We start from the raw sequence: 21,078 nt of genomic DNA, 5'->3' as shown, positions 1-21,078 counted from the left end.
GATGATATCGATCAAGTACAAGTGTTAGAGGTTATTGATCATCACCGTATCGCTAACTTTGAAACAAGTGATCCGTTATATTATCGTGCTGAGCCTGTTGGATGTACAGCAACGATTTTAAATAAATTGTATAAAGAAAATGGAAAATCAATTCCGAAAGAAATTGCTGGTTTAATGTTATCAGCTATTATTTCTGATACATTATTGTTTAAATCACCAACATGCACAGACCAAGATGTAGCAGCAGCAAAAGAATTAGCAGAGATTGCTGGTGTAGATGCTCAAATATACGGTTTAGAAATGCTTAAGGCTGGTGCAGATTTAAGCGACAAAACAGTAGAGCAATTAATTTCTCTTGATGCAAAAGAATTCTCAATGGGAGAAGCAAAAGTAGAAATCGCTCAAGTGAATGCAGTAGATACAAATGACGTACTTGCTCGTCAAGCTGAGATCGAAGCAGTAATTAATAAAGTGATTGACGAAAAAGGATTAGATTTATTCTTCTTCGTTGTAACAGACATTTTAAATAATGATTCTGTAGGTCTTGCACTTGGTAAAGAAGCAAGCGCAGTTGAAAAAGCTTATAATGTATCATTAACAAACAACACAGCAACGCTTAAAGGTGTTGTATCTCGTAAAAAGCAAATCGTTCCAGTATTAACGGATGCTTTTACAAAATAATTTGTAGAGTAAAGGCTGTTCGAAAGTTGCTTTCGGGCAGCCTTTTTACATGTAAACGCATTTTTGGGACGGCTTAATGGTTGAAGGAGCTTACTTCATTGCATTTGCTGCTCGTATAGTTCATCCATTGTTGCTGCCGTTGTAGAAGATGGATTAAGGAAGCCAGCTGCTCATATATTTGTTATCTTCTGTTGGATGTGCTTCTTTTACAATATGGAGCGGTTGGAATGTGTCGACCATGACCGCGAGTTCGAGCGTTTCTTTTTTGCCGATACTAGCTTCAATTTTTCCGGGATGCGGCCCATGCGGCAAACCGCTTGGGTGCAGGGTGATAGATCCTTTTTCAACCCCGCGCCGGCTCATAAAGTTGCCGTCCACGTAATAAAGCATTTCATCGCTATCTACATTGCTATGGACATATGGAGCGGGAATGGCTTTTGGGTGATAATCATACATACGAGGTACGAAGGAACAAACGACATAATTGTGTGCTTCAAACGTTTGGTGGACTGGCGGCGGCTGATGAACGCGGCCTGTTATCGGCTCAAAATCATGGATACTGAACGCGTATGGAAACAAGTAGCCATCCCATCCGATTGCATCAAGCGGGTGGAAATCATACGTATAGGATGTAAGCATCCCTTGTGCACGGACGCGCACTTCAAATTCTCCTTTCTCATCTTTCGTCACTAATCTTTCCGGGGTGCGAAAGTCGCGCTCGCAAAATGGAGAGTGCTCAAGCAATTGTCCAAATTCGTTTCGGTAGCGTTTGGGCGGTACAATCGCCGAATTAGATTCAAGAATTAAAAATCGTGCTTCTTCTGATTCAAGCATAACGCGATAGGTTGTGCCGATTGGGATGACAAGATAATCACCGGGAGTGAAGCTTAATTCTCCGAAAATGCTTTCAATTTTGCCGATTCCTTCATGTACAAATAGAAGTTCATCTCCTTCACCATTTCGATAAAAATAATTCATCTGACGATTGGGCCGCGCAATACCGATTGCTACATCATCATTTGCCATGAAAATGCGGCGTGCTTCAAGAAAATCACCGCCTGTTTTCGTATTCCATGTACGGAAATGTCTATGTCTAAGCGCATCTTTTTTCTCGTATTCATAACGGATATCGCAAATTTTTTCTGCTTTCTTAACCTGTGTTGGCGGATTGATGTGATAAATGAGCGACTGGATGCCGGAAAATCCTTTCGTCCCCATTAACTGCTCATAATAAAGGTCTCCATTTTCTTTTCGAAACTGTGTGTGACGTTTATGAGGAATACGGCCCATCTTTACGTAATGCGGCATGATATACACCTCTTTCTTTTATGTGGATGTTTTATGATATTTTGTGCCAGTGATTCACGCTTTGTTTTTACCTCTGTACTTTTTTTGTCCCTAAAATCTCTGTTTCTGAAAAGGCTGGTAAAATGGTACCGCGCACTTCGCCAAACCCAATTTGGTAGCCATCTCCCCGGCAAGAGCCGCGAATGATCAGTTCATCGCCGTCTTCAATCCAAACGCGCTTTTCACCACTATTGAGTTGAATAGGATCTGCTCCGCGCCAAGTAAGTTCGAGCATACTTCCGCGTTCACTTCGTTTCGGTCCGCTGATTGTACCAGATGCGTGCATATCACCGGGGCGCATATTGCAGCCTGTAATCGTATGATGGGCGACTTGTTGAGCAATGGACCAATACATATAATTGAAATTGGTTTGAGTGATTCTTGTTTCTTCTTTCTGGTTTTCTGGTCTCAAATACACATCAAGTTCAATATTAAATGCTCCGTTTTTTGTTTGCTGTAAGTATGGAAATGGCGCTGGATCCTGTGTTGGTCCAGCTTCGCGGAACGGTTCCAATGCTTCAAGCGGAACAACCCATGGTGAAATGGATGTTGCAAAATTTTTTGCTAGGAAAGGGCCAAGCGGCTGATATTCCCATGCTTGAATATCACGGGCGCTCCAGTCATTGACAAGCACGAGCCCGAAAACTTGATCTTCAGCCTGATCAACTGGTATCGGTTTGCCAAGGTCGTTGCCTGGACCAATGAACCATCCAATTTCTAGTTCAAAATCAAGCTGAGCAGATGGGCTAAATACGGGCTGGTCTGTGCTTTTTGACTTACGTTGTCCAAATGGACGCCGAATCATTGTGCCGCTTGGGACAATGGAGCTAGATCGTCCGTGATAACCAACCGGGATATATGTCCAATTCGGCATGAGCGCATGATCTTTACCTCTAAACATAGTGCCGACATTTGTTGCATGCTCCTTTGATGCATAAAAGTCCGTGTAGTCCCCAATTTTGGCTGGTAGAAGCATTTTAACATCAGTCAATCGATAAAACGCTTTTGCACGCAGCGATTCGTTATCTCTTAAATCCGGTGTGTTTGCATCCAAAAGGTGCTGAAGTTTCGTACGTACAGCTGTCCAGACCGGACGGCCAAGAGCCATAAATTTATTAAGTGACGAATCATTAAAGATATTTTTGTTCTCTGCTCCAGTTCCATTTAATAATCCTGCTTCATCCATCACAGATAAATCAAGAACATAATCACCAATGGCTGTGCCGGCACGTGGCTCTTTATCCATCGGCTGAAAAATTCCATATGGCAAGTTTTGAATGGGAAAATGTGAATGCTGTTTTGTTTCGATAAAAGAATATTTCATTCTACTTCCTCCTATGAAAAAATAACTCTCCCAGTTCTTCACGCAGCTCATCAAAACTGCAGCTTCCGCATGAAGCAGCAAAGACACTATGAGTTGTATGGGTTGATAGTTATATTCTCCATTCTTCCAGTCTCGTTAGAATAAGCCTTAAAGAGTTTGAGTTCTTTTAAGCGTGTTACAGGCATAACAAATGTATGAAGCATCCATTAGAGCCCTTTATATAAGATTGATAGTTTGAAATAGCCTCTGAAAGGGGGAGGGAGGCCGATGGAAATAACCCTGCATAATCAATGAGTTCGGTCATAAAATGACGGACCGCTTCTCCTTTCCAATTTTGCCTTTATTTTTGTTAATATCAAATTTATTCTGCCTTTTAAAACAGGTCATACCCGTTAATATGCAGGTATGACCGTTTAAATTAAATATTTCCACGGCGTTCTTGCTCACGCTCAATGGATTCAAATAGTGCCTTGAAGTTTCCTTCACCAAAGCCAAGTGCGCCTTTACGCTGAATGATTTCGATGAACAGAGTCGGACGGTCGACAACTGGCTTTGTGAAGATTTGAAGTAAATACCCTTCGTCATCTCGATCGACAAGAATATTCAGCTCTTGAAGTTTTTTTACATCTTCATCAATATCTCCAACACGGTTTGCTAAATCTTTATAATACGTGTCTGGTGTACTCAGGAATTCTACACCATTTTCTTTTAGCAGAGAGACTGTGCCGACAATGTCATTCGTTAATAGGGCAAGATGCTGCACACCTGGTCCATTATAGTAGTCAAGATATTCTTGAATTTGTGATTTGCGTTTTCCCTCTGCTGGTTCGTTGATGGGGAATTTGATGCGGCCTGTTCCATTTATCATCACTTTGGACATAAGCGCAGAATATTCTGTTGAAATGTTCTCATCATCAAAATGTTTTAGGACGCTAAATCCAAAAACTTTTTCATAATAATTTGTCCAATCTTCCATTACTTCTACGTTGCCGACAACGTGGTCCACGCCAATTAAACCAGAGGAAGCGGTTTCAAAATGGTGTTCGTATGTTACAAATCCTGGCATAAAGGGGCCTTTATAATCAATAGGTTCAACGAGTGTATGAATCGTGTCACCGTATGTGCCGATAATGGCTTTTTTCACTTTTCCATTTGCGTCCTCTTCGATCCAAGGCTCCTGGATTGCTATGCCTCCGCGTTCAATAGCACCTGTGTATGTTTTCTCCAAATCCTTAACAAGAAGGGCGATATCTTTGACACCTTCTCCATGTTTTTTAATAAACTCAGCAATACTCGTGCTATCTGAAAGTGCTCCTGTTAAAATCAATCGGATAGCGCCCTGTTCCAGCACATATGAAACATGGTCACGCGAGCCAGTCTCAAGCCCTTTGTATGCCACAAGTTTAAAGCCGAATGCATTTGCGTAGTAATATGCCGCTTGTTTTGCATTACCTGTATAAATCTCCATGTAATGTACATTTTTAATCGGAAAAATTTCTTCCTTCTTTATTTTTGTAGATGATATTTTTTTAGCCATGTTTAACACTCCTTTAATTTTTTAGGGCATAGGTATTTCAGTGAGTTAATGCAAGGACGAGTTTCGACATATGCCTACGTACCTTTCGAAAATTCAGTTAATATACTAACAATATAAAAAGGGGTGTTGGAAATGGAGATAGAAGTAAAATTTTGCCCTTGCAACTTTGAGGATGATATGGAAAGTATTAAAGAACAGTTGATGGAGCGAAGCGATGTAAATGTTATAGAAGAACGCTGCTTGCTTTTTTGCGGACAATGTTTGGTTGAACCATTTGCCCTTGTAAATGGCCAAAATATTGGGGCAAATAATGTTGATGAACTGCTTGAAAAAATTGAACACTACATTGATATGTGTATTGAATAAAAGTGATAATATTCCATATCAACAAATCCGCCGGAAGATATTTTTAGTGAAAAACAAATCGTACCGGTGTTAATAGATATTTTTATAAAATAATATGAAGAATAACGGCTGTCCGCAAAGTAAAATTTTGGGCAGTCTTTTCATTTTTAAACATACGCTATTCTTCCTCCAATGCATGTAAGGAGGGAAGGACTACTTATAGGAGTATATAGAAAGGTTGAAAATAAATTGAAATTGATAATCATTATCATGTATAATGTGAATTATAATTGATAATTAATCTCAATGAATGTTTCTTGCAAGTCAATTAGAAGAGACTTTGTGGTTAAAGAGGAATTTGAAAAAAACTGAAGGTGCATAAAGGAGGACTAGCTATGATTGAGCGTTTTATAGTACTAGAGCTGTTGCAGCATCAAGTAAGTTGTTGTTGTCCAGGGCAACAGCATCAACATATAATTGAGTTCCGTCAAGGTGATGTTTTGACAATTACAGGTGAGCGGAAGTACGTTGATTGCCTGGGATGGCATGTTTTAATAGATATCAACGATGAGGTTCAATTTTTTATGTATGCAGCAGAGATCGAGGAACTGCACGCTAAGGGAAGCATCTGCTCCATTTCGGATTTAGAACTAAGGATTAATTATTTGCGTTTTAAGGTAGACGAAGCACTTGATGCACATGATCGAGAGTCATTTCTTTCCTTCGTGGATGAACTGTGCAGCATAAAGGAAATCAAGAGTAAAATGCAATGTGCTGGTAGGCAAGCTTTCTAAGCAAACAAGACAATTCAATAGAATTCACTGCTTTCTCATTCTAATAGGCTAACAAACGGTTTCTGGAGAGATATTTTGTTTATTCTTAAGGGAATGGAGGATATCAATTTAGTACACGATTCAATTGTGTTAGAAAATTAAACCAATTTATAATTATATGCCATTTTATCCCGAATAATCTGTTGTTCTGGATGAAGTGGCATTTTAATATTTACTTAATAAATTGTAATACCGAAAGGGAGGGAAACTTATACTATTTTGATTAGGGGATATTTGGTATGATAGTGATATTTGCAAAAGATAATAAATATGCCTAATAAAGGCAGGGAGAGAAAGGAGAATTTGCTTAGAATGAGCGATCCTTCTAAAGAAGACATATCGATAGAGAAGCGACGGCAGATTTTCCAAGAAGAGCTGCAGACGTTGCGAGAACAAAGACTTATTCCAAAAACAGATTATATTCGAATCAGTCGTTTGTACGATCGCTATACCATGCAAATGATTCATAAGGAGAAAACGAATCATATTGTAAAAGAAGAAAAGAAAAATGTGATGGAACCGACGATACCATCACAAGAAAAAGTGAAGGAAATTGTTTCTGAAGAACCAATCATTTCACACGAAATAGAAACAGCTCAAGCACCAATCAAGCCGGTAATCGTTCCAAAAGTTACAGTAAAGCCTGAAAAAACGGCGGAGCAGCTTCGGGAGCGAAACATTTCCATTGTGTTAATTACAGGTGTTATCTTTCTATTGTTTGGCGGTCTTATTTTGGCTACCTCCACATGGGGAGAGTTAAATGCTGTTTTAAAAGTGATGAGTATTAGCTTAGTGTCTGTGTTTTTTGCCGGTATGGCTTTTATTGCTTCCAAACTGAAAATTAAACAAACAGCCTTTGCCTTTTTAACATTAGCGAGTTTGTTTATCCCCATCTCGATTTTATCTGCTTCCTATTATCAAATTTTTGGAGAATATTTATCGCTTCAAGGGAACGGAAGAGGGTTGCTTGGGTTAATTGGGGGAGTTATTTGTTTCGTGATTTATATGAAAATTGCTCAATATTTTCAGTCAAAAGTATTTGTGTTGATTTCATTAGTTACTTTTGCGATGACAACGTACTTTGGCCTGGCCTATATCACTTTCTCAAGAGACGTGTTGTTGCTGCTGATGGCCTTATTAAACGTGTTGTTCCTATGGAATCTTGATTATGTGAAGAGCCAGACGAAGCTGATGTTATTTAAACCGTATGTTTTTCAATTTATGATGTTTAAAATAATAGCAGAAACGTTTGTCACCCTTACTTTATTTTCAAGCAATAGTATGTATTCATTCACATTACTAATCCTATCTGTATTATTTTTACTATTGGCTGTTAAGCATCAAAAACTTTATTTTCATTTTGTCTTTAGTATCGTGTTTACCTATGGATTCGTTCATACGGTGTATCAATCGTTTTTGAAAGAATATTCAATTGTTGCCTTTGCCATACTGCCGCTGATATTTATCGGGTTGTCCAACTATCTGGGTAAAGGAAATCAAGCATTAGCGACAAGTTTTAGACAAACAAGTTTAGTAACAGGCGGCCTAGTCTTTATCTATGTGAATGCAATGGCGTGGACCGATCAGGAAGCTCAAATCTTTTTGGCTTTGCTCGTGCTAACCTGTCAATTTGTGTATCTTTCTTTTACAACGCAAAGAAAGGCTTACACATATCCAGCTCTTGTTTTATTTAGTTTAGCCTTTGTTTATTTAGGTTTTGCTTTGGAGTTAAATTTTTCGAATACGGTTAATCTGCTGTTTGTGATTCAGCTTTTGCTCTATTTAGGTTTATATATCTATCATTCTAAGAAACTACGCTTATTTAAGGAAAGTGCGTTATATATTACGGGCAGCGTTATGCTAGGTATATTAACGTTGAAATTAGCCGTATTACAATGGCTTGATCTTAGTGCAGGTTTAGCGATTATTTCCGGATTACTTTATGTTACGTATCGAAAAGATTGCAGCGAAGAGATGAGAAGAGTAAGCGCCTATGGATTCCCAATTAGTTTAATTGTCGCCTGTATGACGCTGTATCCATATTTCAATCAAATAAGTCCATTTTATGAAAATAATATAGAGATCAGTGTTCATACGATGATAGTCGCTATACTTTCTATTGGAATCGGCAGTTTGTTTAAGAAAACAGAAAAAGTATTCTTTCATGTGTTTTTTATTGCTGGGCAAGTGTTATCGTTTCTAGCATTTTTATTCTTAGTTGGCAGCTCGTTGTCTCCACTAGTTATCACGCTGCTAATCACTCTAACGACCGCTATTAACGGATGGTCCGTGCATCAGTATCGTCATCACTTGCTTTGGATCCCGGTTCTTATTACGAGTGTAGGAGTCTATGGTTCACTATTTTCGGTATTCGACTTCAGGCAGCCTTCCTTCAATATTGCGTATTATTTGTTAGGTCCGTTACTGTTCTTATTGCTTGCTGAGTGGCTTGGCAAATACGCAAGGAACGGTAAGCGATATTTCTTTTGGTGGAGCCAGCTGATGAATGTGTTAGCGATTCCTATAGGGTATCTGCTCATCCGCATAGAAGGGGCAACACCTTGGCTGTATGTATTAGTCTTAGCCGTCTATATATGGAGTGCTTTGCGAACAAAGATTAATTGGCAAAGATATGTTTTTACTTACGTTGGTTTCGTCACACTCTATGTCCAAGTGCTATTAGTATTTGAACGTTCTTTATTAGTGGAGTATACAATGTCTCTTACGTTAGTAACGACCGCGATTATCATCATCGTGTTGTGGAGCGCAGCTAATACGGGATGGAAGCATCTTATTGAATGGTACTTAATTCCTTTCTTACATTTGGTTACGTTCGTTCATATTGCAGAAGTATATGCCTATGGGTTTCCAGAGAAATGGACAGAAGTTTGGGCAGGGCTTGTAACCGTTCTATTAGCTGGTGCTTTATATTTGTTACGGAAGAAGAAGTGGGAAAATGCTACTGCAGCACCGCTTTTATTAGCCTTCATTTATTTTGTTATGTATGCCGGGAATTTATCTCTTGTACTTGGCATGATTGTGTTATTCGTGTTAATGGCTGTCATGCTTCTACTTAGTAAACGAGACTTCTCGGGCTTCATAAAGCGGACAGAATCAACGATCATTATTGATTTTTACCGGATTTTCGGTTTGCTTTATGTAATCGCGATGAATGCGAAAGTGTTTGCGAATACAACGAGTGTGATAAGTTTAGAGATTTTTGTGTCTCTCCTAGTTGTTCTATATTTCCTTGCGATTCGAGTGTGGACCATTGATTTGAAAGAGCGAAAGATATATGCAGCGGCTGCCATCACGTTATGTTTATATCCATATCAGGTGATTGTTGAGCAACTGCCTATTCCAGATGTATTTGTTACGGAAGTATATGTTGTGCCGTTATTAATCATTGTGCCGGTGTTATGTAGAAAGATTTTCACATTTGGAAAAACAACTCAAATCGTTGAGCTCGTTATCGTTTCTTTTCTGTTTTTCGTATTAATTTTTGATGCGATAGAAGGGAATACATTAACAGATGCGCTGATTATCGGAACGATTTCTTTAATCGCTCTGTTATTCGGATTTATGATGAAATATAAATCGTTCTTCCTTGCTGGAACAGGAACGATTTTACTTAATATTTATATGAATACGAATTCGTTATGGGGGCAAATGCCATGGTGGTTTTATTTAATTATCGGTGGTATTTTGCTCATTGCTGTTGCTAGCTTTTTTGAGTGGAAAAAACAAAAAGAAAACACAACTTCGAAGGAAATATTGGAGAGGAACAAACAACGAATTAAAAATTGGTTTAATAAATGGAGTTAGACACCGAAACATGTAGAGAATTTTACTTTATCTTCCCTAAAAAACGGTAAGCGAACACGCTTACCGTTTTTTGGGGCTTATTTTTCTTTTTCATACGCAATAACGATAACTTCTTTATTCGTTTCAGTACGTAATTTGCTTTCGAATTGTTGTAAATCTTGAAGAGCATCTTGCGATAGGCTTGCTGCAGTATAATCTTGTTCTGAGTTCATTGTTCATCGCTCCTTTTAACTATTTTACTTGTATAGTTTATCCAGTATGAGCGGATTTATGCTTTTTTTATCGAGCTGTTTGTCATGAGCAAGATAATAAGCCGAATTAGCAGATAAACAAAGAAAAATTGGTGCAATGAACTAAAATTGTTCGTTGCACCGATTGATGAGTTATTGAGTTACTAATTGTTGTAGTCTTTCTGCCACTTCTTCTTCAGTTAAGTTATGCTCAGCTACATAGCGGTTGCGTGGATGCACGCGGCATTCATGAGAACAGCTGCGCAGGTGCTTATGTTCACTTTCCTCGCTCGCTAAGATTTTCTTATTACATTCTGGGTTTGCACAGTTTACATAGCGTTCGCAAGGTTCGCCAGTAAAATAGTCGCGACCAACAATGACGTGCTCTTTTTGATTAATTGGAACAGAGATTCTTTCATCAAATACATACATTTGTCCGTCCCAAAGCTCACCTCGTACTTCTGGGTCTTTACCGTACGTAGCGATTCCGCCGTGCAGTTGACCAACATCTTTAAAACCTTCACGAACGAGCCAGCCTGAGAATTTTTCACAGCGAATACCACCTGTGCAATATGTTAACACTCTTTTTCCTTCAAACATTTCTTTATTGTCACGTACCCATTGCGGCAAATCACGGAAGTTTAAAATATCTGGTTTAATTGCTCCGCGGAAATGACCTAAGTCATATTCATAGTCATTACGAGCATCGAGTACAACCGTATTTTCATCCTGCATTTCTTCAAAAAACTCTTTTGGACTTAAATGGCGGCCTGTTAACTCATTCGGGTTAATATCATCTTCTAAGCGAAGTGTAACCAGTTCTGGACGAGCGCGAACTTTCATTTTAGGGAAAGCATGCTCATCTGCTTCGTCTATTTTGTAAACCATATCCGCGAATCGCGGATCGTTTTTCATCATTTCAATATATTGATTTGTTTGTTCAACTGTACCAGAAACCGTACCATTGATTCCTTCCTTCGCAATTAAAATACGGCCCTTTAACCCGTGCTCGATACAAAATGCTCGATGTTCAGCCGCATATTCCTCAGGGTTTTCAATCGTTACATACTTATAATACAGCAATATTCTGTATGGTTTATTTTCTGTCATCACTTTTTACCACCTATTGGTTATATTTGCAAGGTATAATGTATTTAGGCAGATGATCTATTTAAAACATTTCTCTTACAGACCATTATTGTATCAAATTATTGCGTAAAAGATAAGAAAACAGCTTATTTTCCAAAAAGTGACCAAGAGGTGAAGGAAATGTTACAAAACTTAGTGAAATATCCGATTATTCAAGCTCCAATGGCAGGAGGAGCATCCAATCCTGTATTAGCCGCTGCAGTATCAAATGCAGGAGGCTTAGGTTTTCTAGCTGCTGGTTATAAAACAGCCGAAGATATGCGAAAAGAAATTGTCCAAACAAGACAAATGACAGAAAAGCCTTTCGGTGTAAATGTATTTGTCCCAGGCGATGAATCAGTGGACGAAGGAGTTTTAGCGGAGTATCGGCAAAAAATTGAACAAGAAGCTTTAAAGATCGAAACAACAATTGGAGAAGCATACAGTGATGATGATGAGTGGAGTCAAAAAATAGCTGTTTTAAAAGAAGAAAAAGTACCGGTTGTCAGCTTTACATTTGGGTGTCCAGCGGAAGAAGTCATTCGTGAAATCCAACAGGCAGGCTCAATCGTTATCGTAACCGTTACAGATGTAGAGGAAGCAAAAATTGCGCAAGAGCGAGGAGCGAATGCCATTTGTGCACAAGGAATAGAGGCAGGTGGTCATCGTGGTTCTTTTAAGAATGAAACAGAGGAAGACTATGGGCTACTCATATTAATTCGCCTCATCCAACAAGAAATAGACCTGCCGATTATTGCAGCAGGTGGAATTATGAATGGGAGAGACGTTGCCGCGGTACTAACAGCAGGTGCAACGGCCGCTCAATTAGGAACTGCTTTTCTTCGTTGTCCAGAGAGTGGGGCAAGTTCTGTTCATAAAGCAGCACTTGTCGATTCTCGATTTAAGAAAACTGCTTTGACCCGTGCTTTTAGCGGCCGACGTGCACGCGGGTTAGTCAATTACTTTTTAACAACTTATAGCGCTGAAGCGCCAGCGGCTTATCCACATCTTCACCATATGACGAAAACGATGCGAAAAGTGGCCGGGCAAAAAAATGAACCAGAGCTTATGGCATTGTGGGCAGGGCAGGGGCATAAACTAACCAAGGAGCTGCCAGCAGGAGAAGTCGTTCGAGAACTCGTACAGATGAGTAATTTAAAGTTTTAGGCATGAAAATAGCCCCTAAGGTTAATCTATTATTGATTACATTTACGTAAAGGGGTTTTTATAGTTATGACGCAATCAAAACGGCAAGAAGAAAGACAATGGAAAAATCGTAAACAATCGCAAAACCCACATGGTAAAGTGAAATCCTTTGAGCAATTAGCCGAAGGTACAGCTAAAAGTGGAGCTAATAACGAGTAAAGCGGTTTCTATAATCATTTGAATGAAAAACGATAAACAGGCCATTCTATACGATTTAGAATGGCCTGTTTATTTGTTTGAATATAAAACAAAAGGATGACGAAAGATACTGGATTTCCTCACATACATATAAGAATGAATGGCTAAATAGAGGAGTGTTAAAGTGAATCGTTCTATATGGATTCTTTGGATGTGGAGGATAGGATTTCTTCTCCTTTTATTCTGGTTAATTCCGTATTCATGGGCATTAATTTTAGCTTTGTTTACAGCGCTTTTATTGAATGGGATTGTAGATTGGTTGTGTAAAAGTTTTTCGATGAAGCGGTTATGGGCAGTTTTTATTGTATTCGTTTTGTATGTGGGGAGTTTAACGACTTTAACTTTTCTGTTAATCTCTGTTCTAACGAGGCAAATCATTACTGTTTCGGAAAAGGTGCCAGATATTGCAAGAGATTTGTATCAAACGGTGATGCTCCCATTCATTAAACAGTGGGAGCAATATTCTAAAACTCTTCCGGCTGATACGATTTGGTCTATTGAAAATGCAATGGAAAGAGGAATTCGTTCGTTAGAAGGCTTTACGCAAAACTTTGTACAAGGAACGGTTCAGTTTGTTACATCAGTGCCGGCTTTATTTATTGATTTGTTAATTTATTTAATTGCCGTGTTTTTAATTTGTTTAGAACTGCCGGTTATCAGGGAAAGGGCGAAACAGTTTTTTAGAGATTCCACTTACCAAAAGATTTCTTTCGTGTATCAAGATTTAAGTATAGCAGCAGTTGGTTTTTTGAAAGCACAGGTGTTGCTTAGTTTACTTACGTTTGTGATGGCGTACGCCGGCTTGTGGTTATTAAACGTTCCTTATACCTTATTACTTACTTTGTTAATTGTTATTGTGGATATTTTGCCTATTCTAGGAACAGGTTCCGTGCTTGTGCCATGGGCAATCATCGTTTTCTTTCAAGGGAATCAACATTTGGCAATTGGTTTATTGCTTCTCTTTCTTGTCATTACAATAGTGAGAAGAACGGTCGAACCAAAAGTTTATTCGGCTAATATGGGATTAACACCGTTAGCCGCTTTAATCAGTTTATATTTAGGATTTAAGCTGCTCGGATTTATTGGGCTTTTTGTTGGTCCCGCTCTAGTGATTGTCTATGAAACATTAAAAAAGGTAGGGGTGATTAAGCCTAATTTTAAACTTTAGAAGCTTTTAAACTTTTGATTAACGTCGTTTACGTTTTTTACCTTTTTACCTTTTCCCTGACAGTGGGAGCAACTGCGTGAGAAGAATTGGAGAAATTTCTTTTTTCCTCTTCCTTTGCAGTGTTGACAGATTGAGATGACTTTCATGTTTCTACCTCCTTGAAGTCGTTTTTACTAACAGTATCGAGCAAGAAGGGAATAATTATACTTAATTACAATAATTTAGGATGGATAAAGATATCTGTTAAATTATAGTATATGTGCAATAGAGCAGAAATGAGCACAACAAAAACCCCGCGCTTATAAAAGTGCGGGGTTTTTGTGTTTATGAAACAATCTCTGTTTTAGAGATGATTGGGAAATCTTTCACCTCTGTCACTTCTGCAATGGCTGCAGCTGGTTTGTAAATTTCAATATAGTGAATATGATGATCTTCCATTTCTTTTATTTTAAAATGATAATCACCATACTTGAGAACATCGCCTTGCTTAGATTCATAATTCTCCGTTAAAATCCAGCCGCCCATAGTATCGATATCTTCATCATCGATATCAATTTTGAGTAAATCATTGATCTCACTAATTAATACTTTTGCATCGATGATATAGTGATCGTCTTTGAGTTTACGAATATCTGGAACCTCGTCTAAGTCGAATTCGTCGCGAATATCGCCGACAATCTCTTCTAAAATATCTTCAACTGTAACGAGTCCTGATGTACCGCCATATTCATCCATTAAAATCGCCATGTGAATGCGTTCTTTCTGCATTTTGACTAATAAGTCATGAATAGGGATGCTATCAATCACTCGGATAATTGGACGGATATACTGTTCGATCGTTTGAGTTGACTGGTTGCTCTTATCAATCATTTGCGTAAATAGTTCTTTCATGTTGACCATCCCGATGACATGGTCTTTATCTCCATCAATAACAGGGTAACGTGTGTATTTCTCTTCTGATAAAACTTCAAAAAATTGTTGAATCGTATCTGTTTTAGATAATGTGGCAATCTCTGTACGAGGTACCATGATTTCTTTTGCAATCCGATCATCGAATTCGAAAATTTTATTTACATATTTAAACTCAGATTGGTTAATCTCACCACTTTTATAACTTTCTGAAACGATAATACGAAGCTCTTCTTCTGTATGAGCGATATCATGTTCAGATACAGCTTTTAAACCAAACATTCTTGTAAGCATTCGTGCGCTTCCATTCAGTATCCAAATAAATGGGTACATGATTTTGTTAAACCAAATTAACGGTTTCGATACAAGCAAAGTTACTTGCTCGGCTTTTTGGATCGCTAACGTTTTTGGTGCCAATTCTCCGACAACTACGTGAATAAAGGTAATAAGAGAAAAGGCAATGATAATTGATAAAATATGAGAAACAGAATTAGGGATATGAAGTTGAGTTAGAAGCGGTCCTAAAATTCTTTCAACAGTCGGTTCCCCCAGCCAACCAAGACCGAGTGCGGTAATCGTAATACCGAGCTGACAGGTGGATAAATATTCATCCAAATTAGAGGTTACTCGTTTTGCCGGAATGGCATTCGCTCTTCCTTCTTCAATTAATTGGTCAATTCTTGTACTCCTTACTTTAACAATTGCAAACTCTGAAGCTACAAAAAATGCTGTCAAAGCAATTAGAATGGCAATCAAAACCAAGTTTATTATGTCCAAATAAGTCTCCCTTAACTCGCCTTTAAGGCGAATCAGGAGTCCACCTCCTAGATTTTTAAAATATACTGAATTTTTGTTCGTTAAATATGTGATGCTGGATTACGACGAGACGGGAGCTACAAGAACTTTTTCCGTGAATAAGTGCTGTAAGATTAGTAGCTTCTTCCATATACACTTTTGCATCGGAATACGTAGTATCCGCTCGTCACTACGAATATCCTTTAATGCCCCATCCAATCACCTCGAATTCTAATTAATTAAATATCTTCATTATAGAAATAGTCATAAATTCCGTCAAACCGACTAGAAGGGCTAATTTGACGATTATTGCTTAATATATGAATGTTTTAAAGGAATATTAGCGTTTTTTAGCCGTTTTCTTTACTTCTCTCTCGATATTATAGAATATTCAGTCAATTCACCCTCTTTTTGAAATAATCACTCTGTTACATTATATGGTTGCTTGTTCATTCATTCTTGTATGGTTGAAAAAATAGAAGCATTAAGATTAATTTTTTTATCTTGTATGACATATTGTGTAGAAACGGACGGGCTTATGATGGGGGGATTTATATATCATATATTGAAAAGGTAGCAGCGACGATTGTTGGTAGCTTGCTTCTTGGAATTGCTATCAACCTTTTTTTAGTTCCTTATCATTTATTAGATGGCGGATTGATTGGACTTGGGCTTATTGTTCATTATTATTTTCATCTTCCTGCTGGATTAAGCATTATTTTACTTAGTGCACCCCTTTATGCATATGTTTGGTTCTTTGAAAGGAGTTGGCTCTTTCGCAGTTTAAATGGTTTACTCGTTTCTTCCTTGTGTATCGATCTTTGTTCAAACATTATTATACATTGGAAGGTGCCAATTGCGCTTAGTGCTATAGTAGGCGGTTTATTAATTGGGTTAGGTATTGGTCTTATGCTTCGTTATGAAACATCAACAGGAGGAACAGATATGCTGGCTCACATTATTTCTAAAAAAAGCGGATGGAATGTCGGGTTAATTATTTTGTTCCTAGATAGTTGTGTACTCGTATCAGGTATTAATATTGTTGGTGTAACCATCTTTTGTTATTCTGTGCTCACCATTATTGCTGGAGCTTTTATGACGTCGATTACGGTGAGGAGATCCTGGTGATTTTTTTGTATAAAATCATTCCTTTTGGGTAAATATGGAATTTAGTGGAGGTTGGTGAAGACAAATATTCCACTATATTTCATTTTAATATAAAGGAAGTTATGCGATGAAGAAATTACCAGCGTTTAGTATCCTGCTTGTACTTGTACTATTAGCAGGATGTCAAGAAACAGAAATGCCAGAGGGGAAGGAAGTAAATAGTACGGTTACTACTCCGTTAGTCGCTTCAATTTCAAGTGTGGGCGATCTTGTAGCAGGCAAGGAGATTATTATTGAGGCTTCAGTGAAACAAGGAAAGGAAGTCATTCAGGAAGCGGATGAAGTGCTTATTGAAATTCGAAAATCTGGAAGCGATGAGCGAACGATGTTAGGTGCGAAAAATATTGGAGAAGGTAAGTATCAAGTATTACATACGTTCCCGGATAGCGGAAAATATTTTGTAATCGCTCATGTAACGACAAAGGGTCTTCATGTTATGCCAGAGAAAGAATTTGTAATTGAAGAGCATAAGCCTTCAGAAACATCGGCTCATCCAAGTTCGGACTTTTCTATTGAGTTCTTTAATAACCGGGCAAAAGCTGGACAAAAGTCTGATGTGGAAGCAGCTATAATCTTAGATGGAAAACCGTTAACAGCGGCGAATGTGAGCTTTGAAGTTTGGAAAGAGGGAAGCGAAGAAAGCCATTTTATTAAAGCGATTGAAAAAGAGAGCGGGAAATATCAAAATAAAGTATCCTTCCAAGACGAAGGTACTTATAAAATCCAAGTACATGTAGAAAAAGGCGAGCTCCATGAGCACCAATTACAAACGATTGAAGTGGAGTAAGACAGGGAAGAGACTGACTGTAAAGTTGGTCTTTTTTTTGTGAAGTTGAAATAACTTTATGAATAGAGGGACGAGCGATTTCGAAAATAAAATAAGGGAGAACGGGCTAATTATGTCAGAATGGATTATGTTAGCTTTGCAGTTTTTTTCGGATTTAGGGTACATAGGCATTATGTTAGGGCTGATGGTGGAAGTTATCCCAAGTGAGTTAGTACTAGGGTACGGTGGATATTTAGTAGGAATTGGACAATTGACTTTTAGTGGAGCTGTAATTGCAGGGGTAATTGGAGGGACATTAGCCCAGCTCTTTCTATATTGGGCCGGTTATTTTGGAGGCAGGCCATTTTTATTGAAATATGGTAAATATGTATTGATTAAAGAAAAGCATATAACGATGGCAGAGGAGTGGTTTGAACGTTATGGGGTAGCGGTAATTTTTACGGCACGCTTCATTCCTGTTGTGCGTCATGCCATTTCCATACCGGCAGGCATTGCGAAAATGTCTCATTGGAAGTTTATCATTTATACTGTTGCGGCGATTATTCCATGGACAGTCTTATTTTTGCTATTAGGGAAATTACTGGGGGAAAATTGGCAAGAGGTGAGAAGCTTTGCGACACCGTATATTATTCCGCTAACTGTCCTATCTGTATTGTTTATTAGTGGATATATTATGTGGAGTCAGAAACGAACACCTCCGATTATAACTGTGAAGAAAATGAACGATTATAATCGCAAGGGCTAAAGGAAGAAGGGGGTCCCAAAAGTGAAAATGGCTTTCGAGGCAGCCTCTCCATTCAGTTGAACATCAAAGGAGTCATGAAGAACAAAATTTAGGAAACAAACAAAGGAGCTGTCCGTTTTAGACAGCTCCTTTTGTCATGATTCTTCTAGTTGATTGTCTGCTTGTAATATCGGTTGTTTCACTTTCTGTACTTCAATAAATTTAATTGTATGATCTTCCATTTCGATAACTTTAAAAGCAAAATCTTGTTTTTGAATGATATCGCCAAGAGATACATCATAATTTTCTGTTAAAATCCAGCCGCCAATCGTATCGATATCTTCATCATCAATTTCTAGGTCTAGTAAATCATTGACTTCTTTAACGAGTAATTTTGCATCAAGAATATAATGTCCATCTGAAAGAACTTGTATAGACGGTACTTCGTCATTGTCAAACTCATCACGAATTTCACCGACAATTTCTTCGAGTATGTCTTCAACTGTAACAAGTCCAGCGGTCCCGCCGTATTCGTCCATAACAATCGCCATATGAATCCGTTCTTTCTGCATTTTTAGCAGCAAATCATGAATCGGGATATTTTCCATTACTCGGATGATAGGGCGAGTATATGTTTCAATTTTGTTAAAGCGATTATCTTGTTTTTTGATTAAATCAGCGAACACTTCTTTTAGGTTAACTAAGCCAATTACATGGTCTTTATCGCCTTCCATAACAGGATAGCGTGTATACCGTTCTTGCTTCGCCATGTTGACGAAATCTTCAAGTGTTTCGTCCTTTGAAATGGTCAGAATTTCTGTTCGCGGTACCATAATTTCCTTGGCAAGACGATCATCAAACTCAAAGATATTACTTACATATTTGAATTCCGACTGGTTGATTTCTCCATTTTCATAACTATCGGATAAGATAAATCGTAACTCTTCCTCAGAATGGGCTTCGCTTTCATTCGTTTGCTTAAATCCGAGCATTTTTACTACGGCACGAGCTGAATGATTCAGCAGCCAAATAAAAGGAAAGGCAATTTTATGAAAGAATAGTAACGGTTTAGCAAGCAGCAGCGTCACTTGTTCTGCTTTTTGGATAGCGACCGTTTTTGGCGCTAATTCACCTACAACAACGTTTAAAAAAGTAATAAGCGAAAAGGCAATAACAAATGATAAAATTTCGGCTGCTTGAGCTGGAATATGTAATAAATCAAACCAAGGTTTAATGAGATGTAGAACAGTAGGTTCACCAAGCCAACCTAATCCCAAAGCTGCAATGGTAATCCCAAGTTGTGTTGCCGACAAATATTCATCCAGATTGGATATCACTTTTTTTGCGGCCATTGCATTTTTATTTCCTTCTTCGATGAGCTGATCAATTCTAGAGCTGCGAACTCGGATAATAGAAAATTCCGAAGCAACGAAGAAAGCCGTTAATGCAATTAAAAGAATAACTAGTATTAAATTAAAAGTGTCCAATTAGTGCGAGATACAAATCAAATCTATGGCGTTTGATCGATCTCAGTCACCTCCCAAAATACAATAAAATTTATAAAATCATACCTCTGCTTCAATAACGGTATGAAAGTAGTTCCAACTATTTATTATTTTATCGCTTATTCATTTTAATTGAAAGCTTCGTTAAATCTTATTCATAGCCTAATGGAAAGTTAATATTAGTATACGGAAATAGGATTCATTCCATTAAAAAATCAATAGTGTCTTTCTATGAAATAATGCCCATAAAAAAATTCACCTTCAAATAGGAAGATGAATCGTAAAGGTTGTTAAGAAATTTGAAGAATTACATGTAAGAGAGCCGCCATGTTTTTCAATAATTTCTTTACAAACAAATAAGCCAAGTCCCGTTCCTTTTGTTTTGGTGGTGACGAAAGGATCAAAAATAGTTGGCAATACATCGTCTGGGATTTTTGGACCGTTATTAGCAATCGTTAAGAGTAATCCTTCTCTAGATTGTGTACCAGAAATAGTAATAGTCGGTACAGAGGTTGTGGGAATGACATCTAGTGCGTTTAAGATAATATTTAACAATACTTGACGTATTTCTTCCTTAGAGCCGCTAATCATTATATCGTCTGGAATGGCATAAGAAACGGTAGCATTCGCTTCTAATATGCTTGGATAAAGAAATTCAATAACATCATCGACAAGCTTTGAAATAGAAAAGGAATCAATATATTCACTTGCTTTTTCTTTCTTTGATAAATTCAGAAATTGTGTGATTCGACTGTTTAGTTGATTAAGTTCACTTGAGATAATATCTAAATATTTTACTTCTGGATGTTCCGATTGTAGCAATTGGATAAATCCCATAATGGATGTTAATGGATTTCTAAATTCATGAACAAAGCTAGATGTCATTTGACCGAGTAGAGTCAAGCGGTCTTTATGTGTCTGACTAATGAAATAGTACTGTTCTTCCAGCGATTTTGCTTGTAATTTTGCGTAATAAGTAATGGTCTGTTGAATCAATTGATCGAGTGAACGGTTAATTTCATTAATGAGACGAAGTGAATCACAGGGTGCTAAATGTAAGGAAAGTACTTCTTCTATCATAATGGATCTTCCAGCTGTAATCGTTTTAGTGAATTCCTCCATACTCATAATCCGAAGAAATTGTTCTGTCGCAATATTTTCTGATAATGAATCTAAACACTCTTCAAGCGTTGATTGCTGCTTTTTCATTTTTTCTATAAATAGTTTGAAAAAGTGTTCGACTTTTTCTCCGGAAAGGGAGAATTGCGTCCACTGGCTAATAATACGATCTTTATGATCCATTAAGAAATCAATTGCTGTAGCGTTATTAAATAGCATCTCGCCCTCCATTGACAGGAAAAGATTTTTT

General features: G+C 37.8%; 18 protein-coding genes. 10 read left to right on the top strand and 8 right to left on the bottom strand.

The window, feature by feature from the left end; translation table 11 throughout:
• The coding region (locus V7068_RS00760; RefSeq protein ID WP_499710494.1) for a manganese-dependent inorganic pyrophosphatase at positions 1-681 on the top strand (681 nt) is incomplete at its 5' end.
• 153 nt (positions 682-834) lie between these two features.
• Here V7068_RS00760 and V7068_RS00755 read toward each other — a convergent pair.
• From V7068_RS00755 to hppD, 3 genes are all read right to left on the bottom strand, one after another.
• On the bottom strand, positions 835-1,989 hold the full coding sequence (locus V7068_RS00755) for a homogentisate 1,2-dioxygenase (protein WP_499710493.1): 1,155 nt from the start codon (positions 1,987-1,989) through the stop codon (positions 835-837).
• 67 nt (positions 1,990-2,056) lie between these two features.
• Positions 2,057-3,352, bottom strand: coding sequence for a fumarylacetoacetase (gene fahA, locus V7068_RS00750; protein ID WP_499710492.1), 1,296 nt, complete (start codon positions 3,350-3,352; stop codon positions 2,057-2,059).
• 418 nt (positions 3,353-3,770) lie between these two features.
• Positions 3,771-4,889 carry a 4-hydroxyphenylpyruvate dioxygenase gene (gene hppD, locus V7068_RS00745; RefSeq protein ID WP_499710491.1) on the bottom strand — a complete coding sequence of 373 codons (1,119 nt, stop codon included), beginning with the start codon at positions 4,887-4,889 and terminating at the stop codon, positions 3,771-3,773.
• 132 nt (positions 4,890-5,021) lie between these two features.
• Here hppD and V7068_RS00740 point away from each other — a divergent pair, with 132 nt between their 5' ends.
• The 3 genes from V7068_RS00740 (at position 5,022) to V7068_RS00730 (ending at position 9,892) form a co-directional block, all read left to right on the top strand.
• Positions 5,022-5,255 (top strand): DUF1450 domain-containing protein, encoded by a 234-nt coding sequence (locus V7068_RS00740; protein ID WP_499710490.1) that lies wholly within the window; start codon positions 5,022-5,024, stop codon positions 5,253-5,255.
• Positions 5,256-5,629: 374 nt separating this feature from the next.
• On the top strand, positions 5,630-6,028 hold the full coding sequence (locus tag V7068_RS00735; RefSeq protein ID WP_499710489.1) for an IDEAL domain-containing protein: 399 nt from the start codon (positions 5,630-5,632) through the stop codon (positions 6,026-6,028).
• A gap of 351 nt (positions 6,029-6,379) precedes the next feature.
• Positions 6,380-9,892 (top strand): hypothetical protein, encoded by a 3,513-nt coding sequence (locus tag V7068_RS00730; RefSeq protein WP_499710488.1) that lies wholly within the window; start codon positions 6,380-6,382, stop codon positions 9,890-9,892.
• Positions 9,893-9,969: 77 nt separating this feature from the next.
• Here the strand turns inward: V7068_RS00730 and V7068_RS00725 are convergent, their stop codons facing one another.
• Together V7068_RS00725 and trhO are read right to left on the bottom strand one after the other, a co-directional pair.
• Positions 9,970-10,104 (bottom strand): hypothetical protein, encoded by a 135-nt coding sequence (locus tag V7068_RS00725; RefSeq protein ID WP_499710487.1) that lies wholly within the window; start codon positions 10,102-10,104, stop codon positions 9,970-9,972.
• A 171-nt stretch (positions 10,105-10,275) separates the two neighbouring features.
• Positions 10,276-11,232, bottom strand: coding sequence for an oxygen-dependent tRNA uridine(34) hydroxylase TrhO (gene trhO, locus V7068_RS00720; RefSeq protein WP_499710486.1), 957 nt, complete (start codon positions 11,230-11,232; stop codon positions 10,276-10,278).
• A 159-nt stretch (positions 11,233-11,391) separates the two neighbouring features.
• Between trhO and V7068_RS00715 the strand changes: the two genes are divergently transcribed.
• The 3 genes from V7068_RS00715 (at position 11,392) to ytvI (ending at position 13,822) form a co-directional block, all read left to right on the top strand.
• Positions 11,392-12,417 (top strand): NAD(P)H-dependent flavin oxidoreductase, encoded by a 1,026-nt coding sequence (locus V7068_RS00715; RefSeq protein ID WP_499710485.1) that lies wholly within the window; start codon positions 11,392-11,394, stop codon positions 12,415-12,417.
• A 66-nt stretch (positions 12,418-12,483) separates the two neighbouring features.
• Entirely contained in the window at positions 12,484-12,615 is a 132-nt protein-coding gene (locus V7068_RS00710) for a DUF6254 family protein (protein WP_499710484.1), read from the top strand.
• Between the two features lie 163 nt (positions 12,616-12,778).
• Complete coding sequence (gene ytvI, locus V7068_RS00705; protein ID WP_499710483.1) at positions 12,779-13,822, top strand: sporulation integral membrane protein YtvI; 1,044 nt, start codon at positions 12,779-12,781, stop codon at positions 13,820-13,822.
• A gap of 324 nt (positions 13,823-14,146) precedes the next feature.
• Here the strand turns inward: ytvI and V7068_RS00700 are convergent, their stop codons facing one another.
• Positions 14,147-15,508 carry a hemolysin family protein gene (locus tag V7068_RS00700; RefSeq protein WP_499710482.1) on the bottom strand — a complete coding sequence of 454 codons (1,362 nt, stop codon included), beginning with the start codon at positions 15,506-15,508 and terminating at the stop codon, positions 14,147-14,149.
• Positions 15,509-16,030: 522 nt separating this feature from the next.
• Here V7068_RS00700 and V7068_RS00695 point away from each other — a divergent pair.
• The 3 genes from V7068_RS00695 to uptA all read left to right on the top strand — a co-directional run bounded on the left by V7068_RS00695 (position 16,031) and on the right by uptA (position 18,225).
• A complete protein-coding gene (locus V7068_RS00695; RefSeq protein ID WP_499710481.1) occupies positions 16,031-16,654 on the top strand; it encodes a YitT family protein in 624 nt (207 codons plus the stop codon).
• Between the two features lie 106 nt (positions 16,655-16,760).
• The gene (locus tag V7068_RS00690; protein WP_127759185.1) at positions 16,761-17,480 is read left to right on the top strand and encodes a FixH family protein; all 720 of its coding nucleotides are present in this window, start codon (positions 16,761-16,763) and stop codon (positions 17,478-17,480) included.
• Between the two features lie 112 nt (positions 17,481-17,592).
• Positions 17,593-18,225, top strand: coding sequence for an undecaprenyl phosphate transporter UptA (gene uptA / locus V7068_RS00685; RefSeq protein ID WP_499710480.1), 633 nt, complete (start codon positions 17,593-17,595; stop codon positions 18,223-18,225).
• Positions 18,226-18,359: 134 nt separating this feature from the next.
• Here uptA and V7068_RS00680 read toward each other — a convergent pair whose 3' ends face one another.
• Positions 18,360-19,691, bottom strand: coding sequence for a hemolysin family protein (locus V7068_RS00680; protein ID WP_499710479.1), 1,332 nt, complete (start codon positions 19,689-19,691; stop codon positions 18,360-18,362).
• A 279-nt stretch (positions 19,692-19,970) separates the two neighbouring features.
• Positions 19,971-21,047 (bottom strand): ATP-binding protein, encoded by a 1,077-nt coding sequence (locus tag V7068_RS00675; protein ID WP_499710478.1) that lies wholly within the window; start codon positions 21,045-21,047, stop codon positions 19,971-19,973.
• Between the last annotated feature and the right edge of the window lie 31 nt (positions 21,048-21,078).

Origin of the sequence: Bacillus sp. JJ634 (genome assembly GCF_036962285.1) — a bacterium.
GTDB lineage: Bacteria > Bacillota > Bacilli > Bacillales > DSM-1321 > Peribacillus > Peribacillus asahii_A.
The sequence above is the reverse complement of the archived record's forward strand: the minus strand, read 5'-3'. Positions and strand labels throughout refer to the sequence as shown.